Genomic DNA, 16,843 nt, shown 5'->3' on the forward strand with positions numbered 1-16,843 from the left:
CATTGGCTGACGCCAATAGGCCCCTCCCTCTCCCACGTTCGTGGGCGAGGGTAGAATTCTGCTCCTCGCCCGCTTGGCGGGAAAGGGAGGGGCCCGAACGCGCCAGCGTTTGGGAGGGTGAGGGAGCCACGCCAGCCGCAAAAAAGGCCGGAGGATCGCGCCCCCGGCCCTGATCGCCCCGCCCCGGTCATCGGCGGGAGGGTGGACGGTCTGTTTACGCGGCGGTACGGATACCGGCGCGCACGACCTTTTCGTCCACCTGGTCGGCGAACTGGGTGAAGTTGGCCTCAAACCGGCGCGCCACCTCATGCGCGGTGGCGTCAAAGGCCGACTTGTCGGCCCAGGCGTTGCGCGGCATCAGCACATCTGCCGGCACCCCATCACACCCTTCCGGCACGGCCAGACCGAAATTCGGTTCCGGCTTGTGGCTGACGGTGGCCAGCTTGCCCGACAGCGCGGCGTTCACCAGGGCGCGGGTATGACCGATCTTCATGCGGCTGCCGGTGCCATAGGCGCCGCCCGTCCAGCCGGTATTGACCAGCCAGCAATTGGCGCCATGGGTTTTGATCTTCTCGCCCAGCAGCTTGGCATAGACGGTCGGATGACGCGGCATGAAGGGGGCGCCGAAGCAGGTGCTGAACGTCGCCTGCGGCTCCGTGACGCCCTTTTCCGTGCCGGCCACGCGGGCCGTGTAACCGGACAGGAAATGGTACATGGCCTGTTCGGACGACAGTTTGGAAATGGGCGGCAGCACGCCGAACGCATCCGCCGTCAGCATGATGATGTTCAGCGGCTGACCACCCAAACCTGTCGCCGATGCGTTCGGGATGAAATCGATCGGGTAGGAGGCGCGGGTGTTTTCCGTCAGGCTGGCATCATCCAGGTCCAGTTCCCGGCTCTGCGGGTCCATGACGACATTTTCCAGGACCGTGCCGAAGCGGCGGGTGGTTTCGAAAATTTCCGGCTCGGCCTCTGCCGACAGGCGGATGACCTTGGCATAGCAGCCGCCTTCGAAATTGAAGACGCCGCGGTCCGACCAGCCATGTTCATCATCGCCGATCAGGGTGCGCGAACTGTCCGCCGACAAGGTGGTCTTGCCCGTACCCGACAGGCCGAAGAAGATGGCCGTGTCGCCATTGGCGCCGATATTGGCGGAGCAATGCATGGGCAGCACGCCCTGGCCCGGCAGCAGGAAATTCAGGATGGAGAAGATCGACTTCTTGATTTCCCCGGCATAGGAGGTGCCGCCGATCAGGACCAGCCTGCGCTTGAAGTTGATCACCACGAACACGTCGGACCTCGTGCCGTCACGTTCCGGCACGGCCCGAAAATCGGGGGCCTGGAGCACGGTGAAGGCCGGTTCAAACGCCATACGGTCCTTCAGGGGCGGGCGGATGAACATGTTCTGGGCAAACAGATTGTGCCAGGCATGCTGGGTCACGATGCGCACGGGCAGGCGGTAGGCGGCGTCGGCCCCGGCATAAAGATCCTGCACGAAGACCTCGCGGTCCTGCAGAAAGGCCGTGACGCGGGCATGCAGCCGGTCGAACGCCTCTTCCGTGAAGGGCTTGTTGGGACCCCACCAGATATCGTCGGCGGTGGTCTCTTCCTTCACTGTGAACTTGTCGTTGGGCGACCGGCCCGTATGCTGGCCCGTGATGGCGACCAGGGCGCCATCCTTGGACAGCTTGGCCTCGCCACGGCGCAGAGCCTGCTCATACAGCGCGCCGGCGCTCAGGTTCCAGTGGGCGGCCTTCAGATTGGTCAGGCCCAGATAATCCAGACCGTAGCTGCTGATGACGGGACCGGTATGTTCCACGTTGGGTTTCTCCCTCTCCAGTGTCGACTTTGGACGCCGTCCCCTTTTGGTGGGGATCGCCCTCGGTAGTGCCGGAAAGGTCGCTACGGGGCATTTTATGTAACGGCGCCGATAGCATTACCGTTCCTGCCCCCCATACGCAAGCCCAAGGCCCCCGCGACAGGCATGCGCGCGGGGCAGGACGCAGAGGATCGGATCAGCGCAAACGCGGGCGCTCAACCCCCAGGGCGGGGCAGGCGCGGGAGAGCTTACCCGTTGATTGTGCAGATATTATCGCCTCTGACAGGGCGGCGGCGCTGCGCCGGATGGTGGCACCGCGGCTGGGGTCTGCGCGGTCGATGGCCTTGGCCGCTTCATCCTGGAAATCCGGTAGTGCCCCTGAAGGCGTTTCACCGGCATTCACCCGGTCCAGCAGCCGCGCGATGCTGCCAGCATAGAGATCATTGACCGTATCGGGACCCACCGGGTCCCCGGCCAGGGCGGCCAGTTCCTCGCGCGCGGCGGCGGCATCGCTGATGTAATTGTCGCGGAACCGGTCGCATGCCTCCACCAGCCGGTCCTTCTCCAGCCGCAGATGGATAGTGGTAGAGGGGGAGCAGGCGCTACAGAGCGGGGGATAGGCCTCAAACCGGGTCAGGAACCCGGTCAGGATGATGTCGGGCGACGATCCTGTCACCTCGCGCAGGGCGATATCCGGGTCGGGCGGGGTCAGCATCACCAGCTTGTCGCCGGTCAGCAGCAGCGGCACCAGCGTTTCGCACCCCATGCAGGACCCGCCCGTCGCCGCCTCGATCAGCAGCAGCGGACCCCATTTGGTGGCCACCACCGCATCTTCCGACGGGCTGACGAAACGCTGAACGGGCGGCAGGTCCAGGCTGGCGACAGGTTTGGGGGCGGCCTTGCCCGTGCGGTGATAAAGGCTGATGCGGGTGGAAACCCCGCCCTCCGGCTCCGCCGTCGGGTCCAGGCAGGGCCGCCAGCCCACCACCACCCACTCTCCGCCCGTGGTCGTTGCCGACCGCCCGACGCCAGTCAGGGCCAGGGTGGGTTCGGCAATCCCCTCTGCCGCCAGGGCCGCCGCCATCTCCGCCTCCTCCGCCGACTGGCATTCCGCCACGGGGCGGGCAAAGGCGGTGGGGGAGAGAAGGCAGAGGGTCAGGGTGGCCGCGAGCAGGGGGAGGCGCATAGGAAGAACCCGGTTGTGGAGCCTCTTCCTTGTGCATCATCACGCCCCGCTTTGCGAGGGGGTGCCTCAGGCGGGATGGGCGCCGGCCTTGCCCGCCAGTTCCAGCGCCTTGACCAGGGCGTCATCGGCTTGTGTTTCCACATCCGGGGTCACGCCCTGGCCTTCCCAGCCCCAGTCATTGTCGGGGTTGTAGGTGCGGCCTACGGGGATGAAGGCGCCGAAACGCTCACCCACCGGTTCCACCCCGCCATAATGGCCGGCGCCATACGTCTTTTCCCCCACCAGGGTGGCGCGTTTGGTGCGCTTGAAGGCCAGGGCCAGATGTTCGGCGGCGGACGCGCTGCGCCGTGAGGTCAGGTAGTAGACCGGCACGGATTGCAGGCGCATCTCCGTCAGGTCGGGGGTGACCGTATGATCCTGCCGCACGATGCCGCCGGGGGCGACGCGGTTGACTAGCGAGGCGAAGGAGGGCATGCCGCGCGCAAAGGCAGAGGCGCGGGTATCCATGCGGACCAGGGTGGTCGGCTGCGCATAAAGCAGGGGCAGGATGGCATCCATCTCTGCCAGCCCACCACCCCGGTGCGGGCGGGCATCGATGATCACGGCCTTGGCCTTGCCGGCATTGTCCAGAAGGAAGCCCCGCGCCCGGGCGATCATCCCCTCGTCCCCCATGAAGGCGTTGAAGCGCAGATAGGCGACATCGCCGATCATCTTCACCTCTTCCAGGCCCGGTGGGCCATTGGCCTTGGTGCTGGCCGGGGCGTCGGGGGCGGGCTTGCGCGGGGCGCGGCTGGCGAAAACCTCCTGCGGGGCCAGACGCAGATGGCCATCCTTGGCCACGGCCTGCAGGTCGGCGGTCACCTTTTCCCCAAAGGCGGTGGGGTCGGTCAGGTCGGCATAGGCATCGGCGTCCGCCTTCTGACGCAGCAGGGTCGCGTACCGGGTGCCGATATCGGGAAAGACGAAGTTGTTCTCCAGACTGTCGGCCAGATCGCGCAGCACCGCCTGACGTTCCGTCCTGTCCATGGCTTTCACCGGGGCCGATGCCGGCGCGCCGTCGGGTGCCGTCTGGGCCAGGGAGGGAAGGGTCAGGGCGCTGGTGGTGGCCAGGGCGAGGGCGAGGAAATGGCGGCGCTGCATCATGGGCTTTCTCCGGTCCGGTGCCTTATGGCATGGGACGGGTCAAAGCATCCGGCGTGCCAGGGCGTAAGCATCTGTAATCGCGTATTTTTCATGAGATCAGGCACTGTCCGTTTCCGAACGCATGTCCGAAACCGGACAGTGCCTGTCCGGTCAGGGCAGCAGGGGCGTGCTGTCGCTGGCTGGGCGCATCAGGTCGACCTGACCGGCGGCGTTCACGCTGAACAGCCAGACCATGGACTGATTCTGGAACTGAACCCGATAGCGGCGGCGGTCCCCGCCATCGGGCGTGGTGGCCTTTTCCATCAGGCGGATGGACTGGACAGGGCCGGCGGCGGTCAGCAGGGCGCTGCCGAAATCCTGGAAAAACCCCTGCATGCCCTTGCCCGCCTCATCGGTGAAGCCGGTCTTGTCCATGGCACCCCTGGCCGCGCTGTCCAGGGCGCGGCGCAGCCGTTCGGTCATTTCCGGCCGATCATCGGGCAGCATGCGGGCGCGGTCGGGCACATAACGGGCGGCAACCCCATCGGCCAGCATGGGATAGAGCCAGCGCTGATTGGTCAGCACCATAATGGTCAGCCGATCATCGGGCAGGCGCAGGATATCGGCCAGCGCCGGCCCGCCGCTATGTCCCACGGCCCCATGGCCCAGCAGGTCACGTTTCGTCCAGCCGATGGCGAAATCGCCCGGCTTGCCATTGCTGAACGCCGGGGCGGTCCACAGGCGCTGCCACGCGGCGACGGGCAGGGCATCCCCCCTGTCGATGGCCTGGGCGAGATGGACCAGATCATTCAGGCTGACCAGCAGGCCGCCAGCGGCATAACCGGCGGGGGTATAGCCGAAATCATCGCGGGCCTGCCGGCCCTCCCGGAAGACATGGATGCCCACGGCCCGGTCCTTCCAGGTCCCGCCCGTCTCCGTGGGAAAGCCGCTTTCCCCCATGCCCAGCGGGGCCAGCGCCCAGGTGCGCAGGGCGGCGGGGAAGGGCTCACCCGCCAGTTTTTCGATCAAGGCCTGCAGAACCACGAAATCAGTGAAGCCATAGCGTGACCGGCTGCCCGGCTCATAGGCCAGCGGGGTCTTCATGGCCACCGCCACGATATCGGCGGTGCTGGCATCCCGCCCCAGGCCCAACCGGTCCTCCAGCCCCGAAGAGTGGGTGGCCAGTTGCCGGATGGTGATGCGCGACCAGCTTTCGGGTGCGTCGGGGAAATGGCGGCGCAGGTCATCATCCAGCGACAGCCTGCCCGCCTGTTCCAGCCGGCCCAGTGCCACGCCCGTCAGCATCTTGGTGGCCGATGCAATCTGGAACGTGTGCGTGGGTTCCAGGTTGGTGCGGGCAAAGGCGTCGGCGACGCCATAGGTCGCCATCTTTTCCACCTTGCCATCCCGCACCACGGCCAGCGCCACACCCGGCGTGTGGGTGCGCTGCATGAAGCCCAGGATGTAATCATCCACGGCATCGGCCAGGGCGGCGGGAACGATCAGGCTGGCGGCGGTGGCCAGCAGCAGGGCAAGGCGGCGGAAGGGGCGGCGGGCGGGCAGGAACATGGGTCACGACGGGGAACAGGTTGCGCTGTTCCCAGCATGCGGAATGACGCGCCTGTGTGAAAGCTTCCAGGCAGGGGTGACGGGACCAATCCGGTGGCGCGGCGCGGAGCCTGCCGTGATGTCAGCCCTTATTCCGCGCCCGCGCCACCAGTCGCATCAGTTCCGCCCGTGCCATGTCGGCGTCGCGGATGCGGGTGATAAAGGGCAGGCGGGTGGTCAGGGAGCCGGTGGACAGGTCGCAGCCATCGGGATCGATCCCGATCAAGCGCCAATCGCCTGCCGGCTGGTCCAGAAGCCGGGTGGCATAGAGGGCCAATGCGTCGGCATGGTCCTGGTTCATATGGGCCACGATATCGTCATGACGCGGCGCCAGATCCTGCCAGTCGGCGGGCGGCAGACGCAGCAGGTCGGGTTCCAGGCTGTGGATGCGCCCGAACCCGGCCACCATATGGCCCCGTTTCGCCGCCACCCGCCACAGGGCGAAATCGCGGAAGCCGGCATAAGCGCGAGATGATGGGTGGCGGGCGATGAACCGTTCCAGCAGCATGGCATCCCCCGTCCGTTCCGCCACGCCCTGCACCGACAGGCGCGGACCGGTCAGGCGGTCGGCATGGCCCGCCGTCGCATCGAACAGCAGGCCGCAGCGGCCATCGGCCTCCAGATTGCGGGTATGTTCGGCCAGACGGGAGATCAGGAGCAGGGGGCTGGCATCCAGGTCAAACGCCACCAGCACCAGCGACGGGCTGGGCCAGCCTTCCATCCCGCCCTCCATGCCGGGCCGCGACAGGGTGGCCAGCGTCGCCTGCACCGCACCCCGCATCAGGGTGCGGGCGGCGAGGCCGATATCGTCGGGCCTCCCCATTGCCTCCTGACCTTCGCCAACCGCCATAAGACATCCCTTTCTGTTCTTGTTCCCTATTCTTGTTCCCTAAGGCGCCGGGCGCCGACCTGACGAATGGTCAGACACGCTCACCATTCGTCTTAAGGCCGTTCTATGTCGTCACGACACTTCCCCGCGCCGCATTGATGACATATTGAAAGGGCAGTTGGATTTGGCAAAGCCGGTCCTTCGGAAGTAATACCGAAGAGAGCGCCCGCAGGCTGGAGAAGAAGCGTGTCCCAAGTGATCGCCCTGGTCGATGACGACCGCAACATCCTGACGTCCGTGTCCATCGCGCTGGAAGCCGAAGGCTATGAGGTTCGCACCTATGGCGACGGTGACGAGGCGCTGCGCGGCATCACCTCCCGCCCCGTTGACATGGCCGTGCTGGACATCAAGATGCCGCGCATGGACGGGATGGAGCTGCTGCAGCGCCTGCGCCAGACCACGCAGATGCCCATCATCTTCCTGACCTCCAAGGATGATGAGACGGACGAGCTGCAGGGCCTGCGCATGGGGGCCGACGACTACATCAAGAAGCCGTTCAGCCAGCGCCTGCTGATCGAGCGCATCAAGACCCTGCTGCGCCGGACTGAGCTGGCGCAGGGCAAGGGCACGGCCCCCGATCCGGGCCAGACCCTGGTGCGCGGCGAGCTGGTGCTGGATGGCGCCCGCCATCTCTGCACCTGGAAGGGCAAGGAGATCGACCTGACGGTCACCGAATTCCTGCTGGTCAAGGCGCTGGCCATCCGTCCCGGCCATGTGAAGAACCGCGATCAGCTGATGGATGCCGCCTATGGCGAGCATATCTATGTCGATGACCGCACCATCGACAGCCACATCAAGCGCCTGCGCAAGAAGTTCAAGGTCGTGGACGACGATTTCCAGCAGATCGAGACGCTGTACGGCGTTGGTTATAAGTATAAGGAATAAGGGGTGGAACGCCCGTTCGGCGACAAGGCTGGCGGCGGGAAGGCAGCGGCGGAAACGCCCGCCCGGCGGCGGGTGCGGCATTTCTCGCCCCTGACGCTGCGCATCCTGGCGGTCAATATGCTGGCGCTGGCCATCCTGCTGGGGGGCCTGCTCTACCTGTCCACCTATCAGCAATGGCTGATCGACAAGGAACTGTCGGCCCTGTCGACGGAGGCGAAAATCTTCGCCGGTGCCTTGGGCGAAGGTGCCATGCAGCCTGCGACGGACGAGTTCAACGAGCCGACAAACCAGCTATCCTATGAGCTGGCGCGGCAGATGGTGCGGCGCTTGGTGGAAACGACCGACACCCGTACCCGCCTGTTCGCGCCCAATGGCGAACTGATCGCCGACAGCCGCGTGCTGGGCGGGCCGAAGGGGACGGTGCAGATCGAAGAGTTGCCGCCGATGCGCGACGGCAACCGCCTGACCGAGATCGGCATCGCCATCTATGATTACATCGTCAATGCCGTGCCGGAGCGTGAGCATCTGCCAGCCTATCCCAGCGAGAAGGACCCGACGGCGGAGAGCTATACCGACGTGATGAAGGCCCTGGCGGGCGAGGTCGGCAATAATGTCTGGCGCATCGGCCGGGCCGATGGCCGTTCCGACATGGTGCTGACGGTGGCGGTGCCGGTGCAGCGCTATAAGAAGGTGTTGGGGGCCGTTTATATCTCGCGCTCGGGCAAGGCGGTGGATGTGGCCGTGCGGGAATTCCGCATGGATATCTTGCGCCTGTTCGCCATCACGCTGGGCGTGACGGTGCTGCTGTCCTTCTATCTGGCGGGCACCATCGCCCGGCCCATCCGCCGTCTGGCCCAGGCCGCCGACGAGGTGCGCCATGGCCATGGACGGCAGGTCACCATCCCCGATTTCTCCCGCCGCCGGGACGAGGTGGGGGATCTGTCGGGCAGCCTGCGGGAGATGACGGATGCCATCTGGAACCGCATGGATGCCATCGAGCGCTTTGCCGCCGATGTGGCGCATGAGATCAAGAACCCACTGACCAGCATGCGCAGTGCCGTAGAGACGGTGCAGCGTGTGAAGACCGATGAGCAGCGTCAGCGGCTTCTGTCCATCATCCACCATGATGTGCAGCGTCTGGACCGGCTGATCAGCGATATCTCCAATGCCAGTCGCCTGGATGCCGAACTGTCGCGTGCACGCGCCGAACCGGCGGATGTGGGCCAGATGCTGACCATGCTGGCCAATATCCATGATGCCACCCTGGGCAATGCCGAAGCCCTGCGTGAAGCGGCTGCGGAGGCTGGCGGGGAGGTCAGCGACGCGTCCGCCCCGGTCCGGGTGGAGGTGGAGATGCCCAACACCAAGTCCGGGCTGGTCGTGCCCGGGCTGGAGGGCCGCCTGACCCAGGTGTTCCAGAACCTGCTGTCGAACGCGCTGTCCTTTTCCCCGCCCGGCGGGGTGGTGCGGTTCAAGGTGCGGTCCCTGCCCGACCGGGTGGAGATCACGTGTGAGGATCAGGGGCCGGGCATCCCGGAGGGCAAGCTGGACGCCATCTTCGACCGTTTCTACAGCGAACGCCCCAAGTCGGAAGCCTTTGGCAAACATTCCGGCCTGGGCTTGTCCATCTCCAAACAGATCATTGACGCCCACCAGGGCCGGATTTTCGCGGGCAATATCAAGGGCGCGGATGGCACGGTCCAGGGCGCGCGGTTTACGGTGGTGCTGCCGCGGTAGAGGCGATCACCCCGCCGCCTGACGCCGATCCCGGGCAATGTCGAGGAAAACCTCCTCCAGATTGTCGCGGCCATAGCGGGACAGAAGATCGGCGGGGGTGCCCCGATCCACGATGCGTCCGCCCTTCATCATCAGCACGCCATCGCATAGCCGCTCCACCTCCGCCATATTGTGGCTGGCCAGCAGGATGGTGGCCTTGGTGCGGGCGCGGTAGCGTTCCAGGAAGCCGCGCACCCAATCGGCAGTATCGGGGTCCAGGCTGGCCGTCGGTTCATCCAGCAGCAGCAGTTCCGGGTCGTTCAGCAAGGCCTTCGCCAGCGCCACGCGCGTCTTCTGCCCCGCCGACAGGTTGCCCGACGGGCGGTTCAGGATGGTGGTTAGGTCCAGTTCGTCGGCGATGCGGGCGATCCGGTCTTTTAGATGCGTCAGGCCATAGAGATGGCCATAGACGGTCAGGTTCTCCCGCACGGTCAGGCGATGGGGCAGGTCGACATAGGGGCTGGAGAAATTCATGCGCGGCAGCACGCGGTAGCGTTCCGTCAACATATCATGACCCAGCACCCGCACCGTGCCCGATGTCGGCAGCAACAGCCCCAGCAGGATGGAGATGGTGGTGGTCTTGCCCGCCCCATTGCCACCCAGCAGAGCCACCGTTCCACCCGCCGGCACCTCGAAGCTGATGGCGTCCAGCGCGGTATGCGCGTCGAACCGTTTGGTCAGCATATCGACCTGGATGGCGGCAATGGCGGTACGGGGGACATCCAACGGCATGGGAACGGCTTATGGTCTTTCTGCTGGGGGGGAACTAGATTGCCCTCTGCTCCTTCCGGGCGGGACGTTCAAGAGCATGGGATATGGGGATGAGCGACGCAATCACCAATAGTGCCAGTACGATTCAGGGGGGACGTTCCGGCCCGGCCCTTGCCGCCGCCGAGGGGCGGGTCAGTGCCCGCACCCTGATCACCATCCGCTGGATCGCGGTGGCCGGGCAGTTCGCGACCCTGACCACGGTCATGGCCCTGTTCGAATTCGAACTGGCGCTGGCCCATGCGCTGGCCGGGGTGGCCGTGTCGGTGCTGGTCAATCTCTATGCCGCGCGGCGGGTGGCGGCCCATCCGTTCCTGGATGACCGGGAAGCCGCCCTTTATCTGGCCTATGACATGGTGCAGCTCACGGTACTGCTCTATCTGACGGGCGGCCTGGACAATCCCTTTGCCGTGCTGATGCTGGCGCCGCTGACAGTGGCGGCCAGCACACTGGGCCGGGCGGCGGTGATCCTGCTGGCGGCCTTGGCCGTCTGCTGCTTCACGGGCCTGGCCCTGGTCGCCATGCCGCTGCCCTGGCCGGGGGTGGAGCCGGCGGGTCTGCCGCCGCTTTACCGGTTCGGGGTATGGGCGGCGCTGACACTGTCGGCGGGCTTCATCGCGGCTTATCTGTTCCAGGTGGCGGACGGGGCGCGGCGTCTGTCAGGTGCCTTGAATGCCAGCCAGGATGCCCTGGCGCGGGCACAGCGGGCCTCTGCCGTCGGTGCCCTGGCGGCGGCGGCGGCGCATGAGCTGGGCAGTCCGCTGGGCACCATTGCCGTGGTGGCCAAGGAACTGGCCCGCGATATCCCGCCCGATAGCCCGATTGCCGAGGATGTGGCCCTGCTGCAAAGCCAGGTGGCGCGCTGCCGCGACATCCTGGCCGAACTGTCGCGCCGGCCCGGCGACACGGGCGGGGCGGAACCGATCGTGCCCCTGGCCGCCTTGATCGAAACGACGGCGGCGCCTTATGTCCGCCACGGCATCGAGCTGAAGATCGAAACCGTGGCAGAGCCGGAGGACGGCGCGCCACAGGTGCAGTCGGTGCCAGAAATGGTGCATGGGCTGGCCAATATCCTTCAGAACGCCATGCAGTTCGCCGCTGAGCGCGTGACGGTCACGACGGACTGGACCGCCCCCGGCCTGACCCTGACGGTGCAGGATGACGGGCCGGGATATCCCGCAACCGTCGTGGGGCGTCTGGGCGAACCCTATGTCAGCGGGCGCAACCCGGCCGCGCGGGAAGCGGCGGGCAATATGGGCCTGGGCCTGTTCATCGCGCAGACCCTGCTGGAACGGTCCGGCGCGTCCGTTCGCTATATGAATGGCAGGGCTGGCGGTGCCGTGGTGGTCATTCGCTGGAAACATCCTACATTCACCGTGTAGAAAGCTTTGTGATCTAAAAAGAACGCCCAATCGAAGAAGGGATCCCGGAACCATGACGGATGCGGCGCTGGAAGCCGGCGAACAGCCGAAACTGACCTTCACGGGCGATGCCTCGCGCTCCCTGCTGATCGTGGATGATGATGCGCCCTTCCGCACCCGGCTGGCCCGCGCCATGGAACGGCGCGGCTTCGATGTGGTCGCTGTCGACAGCGTCAATCTGGGGATCGAGGTGGCGCATGAAAGCGCGCCGCGCTTCGCCGTCGTTGATCTGCGCCTGGGCGACGGGTCGGGCCTGGATGTGGTCAAGGCCCTGCGCGATGCGCGGCCGGAGGCCCGCGTGGTTGTGCTGACCGGGTACGGCAATATCGCCACCGCCGTCGCCGCCGTGAAGTTCGGCGCCGTCGATTACCTGCCCAAGCCGGCGGATGCCGATGCCGTGGAAGCAGCGCTGCTGACCGATGGCCCCCTGCCGCCGCCACCGGAAAGCCCGATGTCCGCCGACCGCGTCCGCTGGGAACATATCCAGCGCGTGTTCGAACAGTGCGACCGCAATGTCTCCGAAACCGCCCGCCGGCTGAAGATGCACCGCCGCACTTTGCAGCGCATCCTGAACAAGCACGCGCCCAAGGCCTGACCGGCAAAGGCCGAAGCACTGGCGGCGGTGACGGGTCACGCGCTATCCTGCCGATCCCGTCCCGCCGCCCGATGTGCTTCATGACCGACCTTCACAGCCTGATCGACGCGCTTGCCGGTTCCCGCATCCTGGTGGTGGGGGATATCATGCTGGACCGGTTCACCCGGGGCCGGGTGGAGCGTGTGTCACCGGAAGCGCCCATCCCCGTGCTGCGCGTTCTGAATGAGGCCACGATGCCGGGTGGTGCCGGCAATGTCGCGGCCAATCTGGCCGCCCTGGGGGCCAGGACACAGCTTGTATCGGTGGTCGGGGATGATGCGGCGGGCCGGGAATTGTCGGCCCTGGTCGCCGGTCTGCTGGGTTCTGCCGACGGCATCCTGACCGTGGCGGGCCGCCCCACCACCACCAAGACCCGCTTCATCGCGGGTGGGCAGCAATTGCTGCGCGCCGATGCGGAAACGGATGCGCCGATGGCCGATGCCGATGGTGCCCGCCTGCTGGCCCTGGTGGCCGAACGGCTGCCCGATGCCGGCATCTTGGTCCTGTCCGATTATGGCAAGGGCGTGCTGACGCCCGAACTTACGGCCGCCATGATCGAACTGGCCCATGCCGCCGGTGTGCGGGTGCTGGTCGATCCCAAGGGGCGCGACTATCGCCGCTATCGCGGGGCCTTCTGCATCACCCCCAATGCCGGCGAGTTGGCCGAGGCGACGGGCATGCAGGCGCGCGACGATGCCGGCGTCATCGCGGCCAGCCGCGCCCTGCTGTCCGATTGCGGCATCGGGGCCGTGGTCGCGACCCGCAGCGAGCAGGGGATGAGCGTGGTGCCCGCCGATGGCCCTGTCATCCATCTGCGCGCCCAGGCGCGTGAGGTGTTCGATGTCTCAGGTGCTGGCGATACGGTCGTCGCCGTGCTGGCCGCCGCCATCGCGTCGGGGGCCGGTCTGGCCGATGCCGCCATGCTGGCCAATATTGCCGCCGGCATTGTGGTGGCCAAGGTGGGCACGGCAACGGTGCGGCCATCCGAACTGCGCGATGGGGCCGGCCTGACCCTGGCCACGGGGCAGGGGGGCAAGCGGGTCACGCTGGACCGTGCCGTCGAACAGGCGGAACGCTGGCGCCGGCAGGGCCTGCGCGTCGGTTTCACCAATGGCTGCTTTGACCTGCTGCATCCGGGCCATGTCAGCCTGATCGCCCAGGCGCGTGCTGCCTGTGACCGGCTGGTGCTGGGCCTGAACAGTGATGAAAGCGTGCGCCGTCTGAAGGGCCCGACACGACCCGTGCAGAACGAGGCCTCGCGCGCCACGGTCCTGTCGGCGCTGGGCGATGTCGATCTGGTGGTGGTGTTCGGGGAGGATACGCCGCTGGACCTGATCCGCGCGCTGCGCCCGGATGTGCTGGTCAAGGGGGCCGATTACACCGTGGATACGGTGGTCGGGGCCAAGGAAGTGCAGGGCTGGGGCGGGCGTGTGGTCCTGGCGGAACTGACCGAAGGGCAGAGTACCACCGGCACCATCGCCCGCATGAAATGAGACACCCGCCGATTATTGCAAACTCAGCGGCTCCATATCGTGCTGACGCACGGTGGCGAAGGCCACGTCCTGGCGTTCGACAAAGGTCAGGATCGTGCCGTCGGCGGCATGGATCGCGTAACCGGGCTTGCCCTCATTCTGGGTCGGCTTCACATAGGCCAGGTCGTTGACGCCGAAGGCGGCGAAATCCTTGGGGCTTAACCGGCGCAGATACTGAATGGTCGGATTCATGTCCCCGCAAACTCCACGTCATTTCCCTGCTTGCGTATGGCAGGGCCAAAAGGATGGTCGCCCCCTCATTTAGGCGACCAACCGTTGAAATATGGTTTACGGATTGTGACATCGTCCATTTTCCGCACAGTGGCGGATGGGCGATGTCACCTTGGTCAAAGTGGCCTCAACCCCGGCGGTCGGGAGAGACGTCGATCGTATGCGGGGCGTCGCCATTGCCATTGTCGCCCTTGCCGATCTTGATGGTGCGCACCTTCGGCTCTGGGATGGGGCGGCGCAGATCCACATTCAGCAGGCCGTTATCCATGTTGCAGCCCACGACCTCGATCCCTTCGGCCAGGACGAAACTGCGCTGGAACTGCCGGGCGGCGATGCCGCGATGCAGATAGATACGGTTCTTGTCGTCGGCCTGCTTACCCCGGATGACAAGCTGGTTGTCCTCCATCTGCACCTGCAGATCGTCGGGCGTGAAGCCGGCCACGGCCAGGGTGATGCGCAGCCCGTCAGGGCCGGTCTGTTCGATATTGTAGGGCGGATAGCCTTCGTTCGCGTTCTTGGCGATACGGTCCAGCGTGCGTTCAAACTGGTCAAAACCCAGAAGAAACGGACTGTTGAACAAGGAAAGGCGGGTGGTCAATTCGGGTCCCCTCATGATCGAGCTGGGCCGGGGTCGCTGCCCCGTCACCCCGACGGCCCAGATAGGCACCGCCGATGGTGTGGTTACGTATAAATGGGTACTGCACCCCAACGGTCAAGACAAGTCCCCACACCGCCCCGGCCAATCCCCAGAATCTGTGGATAAGTCTGTGAACGGGGCCGGAGTCGCCCCCCTGTTTGCGCGCATGGTTCTGGGCATGATTAAAAAATAGGCAGATTCGGGACAAGACTTTTCATGTGCCGGGTGCCATGTCCAGCCATGCCCGGTGAAGGCGCCTAGACCGAAAGGGGCAGGAACGGGTCTGACCCTATCCTTTCGCTCTGCTTTCGCCCCTGTGCCTTTCCCGTCACTATCGTGGCGAATTGGTCATTGTGCTTCGGCGAATGACCTATATTGCCAGGAACCGGTCATGGCGGACCGGAGGCCGGAAAGGAACGGGCGTGGAAGCCATCAATGAGATGATCTTCCTGGCGGGGCTGATGCTGTTGCTGTCCATCCTGGCCGGCCGCGTCTCCTCGCGGCTGGGCGCGCCGCTGCTGCTGGTCTTCTTGGGCCTTGGCATGCTGGCGGGGGAGGATGGGCCGGGGCGCATCCATTTCGGTGATTTCAAGCTGGCCTATCTGATGGGGTCCACGGCCCTGGCCGTCATCTTGTTCGATGGCGGGCTGCGCACCCATGCCGAGACGTTCCGGCTGGCCCGCTGGCCGGCCTTCAGCCTTTCCACGGCGGGCGTGCTGATCACCACCCTGGTGACGGGCGGGCTGGTCTGTCTGGTCATGGGGGTGGGCTGGAAGGAAGGGATGCTGGTGGGAGCCATCATCGCCTCCACCGATGCGGCGGCGGTATTCTTCCTGCTGAACCTGCGCGGTCTGGCGCTGCGCGGGCGTATTTCGGCAACGCTGGAGGTGGAGTCCGGTCTGAACGATCCGATGGCGGTGCTGCTGACCCTGCTTTGCGTGACGGCCCTGACGACGCCGGGGGAACTGGAGCCGGTGCATCTGCTGCTGGAACTGGTCCGGCATATTGTCGGCGGTGTGCTGTTCGGGCTGGGTGCCGGCTTCGCGCTGGTCTGGCTGGTCAACCGGCTGGATCTGGCTGACGGGCTGTACCCGATCCTGGCCTTGTCCTTTGCTCTGTTCGTCTTTGGCGGGGCACAGGCGGCGGGCACATCGGGCTTCATGGCGGTCTATCTGGCGGGCTTCATCCTGGGCAACCGGCCACATAAGGCCGACCGTCTGATCCGCCGCTTCCATGATGGTCTGGCCTGGCTGGCGCAGATCGGGTTGTTCGTGATGCTGGGCCTGCTGGTCACGCCCTCTACGCTGGGCCCCTATATCGTGCCGGGAACGCTGATCGCCTTTGGCCTGATGCTGATCGCCCGACCGCTGGCCGTGTTTGCCTGTCTGGTGCCGTTCCGGTTCACCCTGGCAGAAAGGACCTATATTTCCTGGGTGGGCCTGCGCGGGGCGGTGCCCATCGTGCTGGCCGCCATGCCGATCCTGGCCGGTGTGCCAGGGGCGCAGGCCTATTTTGCGGTGGCCTTTGTCGTTGTGCTGCTGTCGCTGCTGATCCAGGGCTGGACGGTCGGTCCTGCTGCCCGCCTTCTGGGCCTGCTGGCCCCGCCGCAGCCGGAGGCGCCGTCACGCGCCGATGTCGACCTGCCCGATGGGGCGGGACAGTTGGCCGTGTTCACAGTCGCCCGCGACAGCGAGGCGGCGCGGCGCGGCAAGGGCAAGCTGATCATCCCCGAAACGGTCCAGCTTCTGGCCCTGATCCAGAATGGCCGCCCCGTGCGGCCCGAAGATGCCAACCGGTTGCAGCCCGGTGATACCGTTCTGGCCATGGGCGACGGATCGGCCCTGGCCGTCATGGACCGGATGTTCGGGCGCCGCATCGAGGCCTTTGATGAGGATCGGCCCGCCGGTGACTTCCAGATCGCGGGCGATATGCCGGCCATGGCGGTGGGCGGCATGTATGGGTTCGATGCCGGGGACGATCCGGCGGTGACCCTGTCCACCCTGATCCGTCGCCGCCTGGGCCATGATCCCTCGCTGGGGGACCGGGTGCGGGTGGGGGAGATGGAGCTGATCGTGGTCAGCCTGCAAGGCGGCGAGGTCGATGTGGTCGGCATCGACCTGACCCCGCCGGCCACGGGCTGGGCCGGCTTGCGCGACCAGCTGCGCGCCGCCGGTCAGCGCATCCGCCGCCGTCTGGCCAATCCTATGCGCCGGCAGGCCGTGGGCGGGGATTGAGCATCCTTTCATTTTCCTCAATCGCTGGCGCTGCACCCGCAGCTCGGGCTTACGCGGCATGGGCCGCGCGGCGGCAGTCGCCGCCGAAAACAGCGGGAATT

At 66.1% G+C, this 16,843-nt stretch carries 14 protein-coding genes; 6 read left to right on the forward strand and 8 right to left on the reverse strand.

Translation table 11 applies throughout. The features are described from left to right. Positions 1-214: 214 nt before the first annotated feature. The 5 genes from ACT6Q8_RS18315 to ACT6Q8_RS18335 all read right to left on the reverse strand — a co-directional run bounded on the left by ACT6Q8_RS18315 (position 215) and on the right by ACT6Q8_RS18335 (position 6,585). Entirely contained in the window at positions 215-1,819 is a 1,605-nt protein-coding gene (locus ACT6Q8_RS18315) for a phosphoenolpyruvate carboxykinase (RefSeq protein WP_444733488.1), read from the reverse strand. A gap of 196 nt (positions 1,820-2,015) precedes the next feature. Further along, entirely contained in the window at positions 2,016-3,005 is a 990-nt protein-coding gene (locus ACT6Q8_RS18320; RefSeq protein WP_444733487.1) for a hypothetical protein, read from the reverse strand. Positions 3,006-3,071: 66 nt separating this feature from the next. Continuing rightward, positions 3,072-4,148, reverse strand: a complete 1,077-nt coding sequence (locus ACT6Q8_RS18325) for a S41 family peptidase (RefSeq protein WP_444733486.1) — start codon at positions 4,146-4,148, stop codon at positions 3,072-3,074. Between the two features lie 150 nt (positions 4,149-4,298). Then, entirely contained in the window at positions 4,299-5,696 is a 1,398-nt protein-coding gene (locus ACT6Q8_RS18330) for a serine hydrolase domain-containing protein (protein WP_444733485.1), read from the reverse strand. 121 nt (positions 5,697-5,817) lie between these two features. Further along, on the reverse strand, positions 5,818-6,585 hold the full coding sequence (locus ACT6Q8_RS18335; protein ID WP_444733484.1) for a HugZ family pyridoxamine 5'-phosphate oxidase: 768 nt from the start codon (positions 6,583-6,585) through the stop codon (positions 5,818-5,820). A 225-nt stretch (positions 6,586-6,810) separates the two neighbouring features. Between ACT6Q8_RS18335 and ACT6Q8_RS18340 the strand changes: the two genes are divergently transcribed. Both ACT6Q8_RS18340 and ACT6Q8_RS18345 read left to right on the forward strand, forming a co-directional pair. Next, positions 6,811-7,509, forward strand: a complete 699-nt coding sequence (locus tag ACT6Q8_RS18340; RefSeq protein WP_054167965.1) for a response regulator transcription factor — start codon at positions 6,811-6,813, stop codon at positions 7,507-7,509. Positions 7,510-7,512: 3 nt separating this feature from the next. Then, complete coding sequence (locus ACT6Q8_RS18345; protein ID WP_054167964.1) at positions 7,513-9,246, forward strand: stimulus-sensing domain-containing protein; 1,734 nt, start codon at positions 7,513-7,515, stop codon at positions 9,244-9,246. Positions 9,247-9,252: 6 nt separating this feature from the next. Here ACT6Q8_RS18345 and ACT6Q8_RS18350 read toward each other — a convergent pair whose 3' ends face one another. After that, a complete protein-coding gene (locus tag ACT6Q8_RS18350) occupies positions 9,253-10,017 on the reverse strand; it encodes an ABC transporter ATP-binding protein (protein WP_444733483.1) in 765 nt (254 codons plus the stop codon). Between the two features lie 89 nt (positions 10,018-10,106). On the opposite strand from ACT6Q8_RS18350, the gene ACT6Q8_RS18355 reads away from it, so the two are divergent. From ACT6Q8_RS18355 to rfaE1, 3 genes are all read left to right on the forward strand, one after another. After that, positions 10,107-11,435: an ActS/PrrB/RegB family redox-sensitive histidine kinase gene (locus ACT6Q8_RS18355; RefSeq protein ID WP_444733482.1), complete on the forward strand. Its 1,329-nt coding sequence runs from the start codon at positions 10,107-10,109 to the stop codon at positions 11,433-11,435. A 52-nt stretch (positions 11,436-11,487) separates the two neighbouring features. After that, positions 11,488-12,069 carry an ActR/PrrA/RegA family redox response regulator transcription factor gene (locus ACT6Q8_RS18360; RefSeq protein WP_082372285.1) on the forward strand — a complete coding sequence of 194 codons (582 nt, stop codon included), beginning with the start codon at positions 11,488-11,490 and terminating at the stop codon, positions 12,067-12,069. 80 nt (positions 12,070-12,149) lie between these two features. Continuing rightward, positions 12,150-13,601: a D-glycero-beta-D-manno-heptose-7-phosphate kinase gene (rfaE1, locus tag ACT6Q8_RS18365; protein WP_054168149.1), complete on the forward strand. Its 1,452-nt coding sequence runs from the start codon at positions 12,150-12,152 to the stop codon at positions 13,599-13,601. Between the two features lie 12 nt (positions 13,602-13,613). On the opposite strand, the gene ACT6Q8_RS18370 is transcribed toward rfaE1, so the two are convergent. Both ACT6Q8_RS18370 and ACT6Q8_RS18375 read right to left on the reverse strand, forming a co-directional pair. Next, positions 13,614-13,832 (reverse strand): DUF1150 family protein, encoded by a 219-nt coding sequence (locus tag ACT6Q8_RS18370; protein WP_054167962.1) that lies wholly within the window; start codon positions 13,830-13,832, stop codon positions 13,614-13,616. A gap of 166 nt (positions 13,833-13,998) precedes the next feature. Further along, positions 13,999-14,469, reverse strand: a complete 471-nt coding sequence (locus tag ACT6Q8_RS18375) for an Hsp20 family protein (protein WP_054167961.1) — start codon at positions 14,467-14,469, stop codon at positions 13,999-14,001. A gap of 461 nt (positions 14,470-14,930) precedes the next feature. On the opposite strand from ACT6Q8_RS18375, the gene ACT6Q8_RS18380 reads away from it, so the two are divergent. Then, the gene (locus tag ACT6Q8_RS18380; RefSeq protein WP_082372318.1) at positions 14,931-16,742 is read left to right on the forward strand and encodes a potassium/proton antiporter; all 1,812 of its coding nucleotides are present in this window, start codon (positions 14,931-14,933) and stop codon (positions 16,740-16,742) included. The last annotated feature ends 101 nt before the right edge of the window (positions 16,743-16,843 follow it).

Origin of the sequence: Niveispirillum sp. (assembly GCF_052437035.1) — a bacterium.
Classification (GTDB): Bacteria; Pseudomonadota; Alphaproteobacteria; order Azospirillales; family Azospirillaceae; genus Niveispirillum.

Excerpts from the sequence above, each read along its gene's own strand:
- ACT6Q8_RS18370 (WP_054167962.1), bottom strand. The coding sequence starts at position 13,832 with ATGAATCCGACCATTCAGTATCTGCGCCGGTTAAGCCCCAAGGATTTC.
- ACT6Q8_RS18325 (WP_444733486.1), bottom strand. The coding sequence starts at position 4,148 with ATGATGCAGCGCCGCCATTTCCTCGCCCTCGCCCTGGCCACCACCAGC.
- ACT6Q8_RS18350 (WP_444733483.1), bottom strand. The coding sequence starts at position 10,017 with ATGCCGTTGGATGTCCCCCGTACCGCCATTGCCGCCATCCAGGTCGAT.
- ACT6Q8_RS18320 (WP_444733487.1), bottom strand. The coding sequence starts at position 3,005 with ATGCGCCTCCCCCTGCTCGCGGCCACCCTGACCCTCTGCCTTCTCTCC.
- rfaE1 (WP_054168149.1), top strand. The coding sequence starts at position 12,150 with ATGACCGACCTTCACAGCCTGATCGACGCGCTTGCCGGTTCCCGCATC.
- ACT6Q8_RS18330 (WP_444733485.1), bottom strand. The coding sequence starts at position 5,696 with ATGTTCCTGCCCGCCCGCCGCCCCTTCCGCCGCCTTGCCCTGCTGCTG.
- ACT6Q8_RS18355 (WP_444733482.1), top strand. The coding sequence starts at position 10,107 with ATGAGCGACGCAATCACCAATAGTGCCAGTACGATTCAGGGGGGACGT.
- ACT6Q8_RS18335 (WP_444733484.1), bottom strand. The coding sequence starts at position 6,585 with ATGGCGGTTGGCGAAGGTCAGGAGGCAATGGGGAGGCCCGACGATATC.
- ACT6Q8_RS18360 (WP_082372285.1), top strand. The coding sequence starts at position 11,488 with ATGACGGATGCGGCGCTGGAAGCCGGCGAACAGCCGAAACTGACCTTC.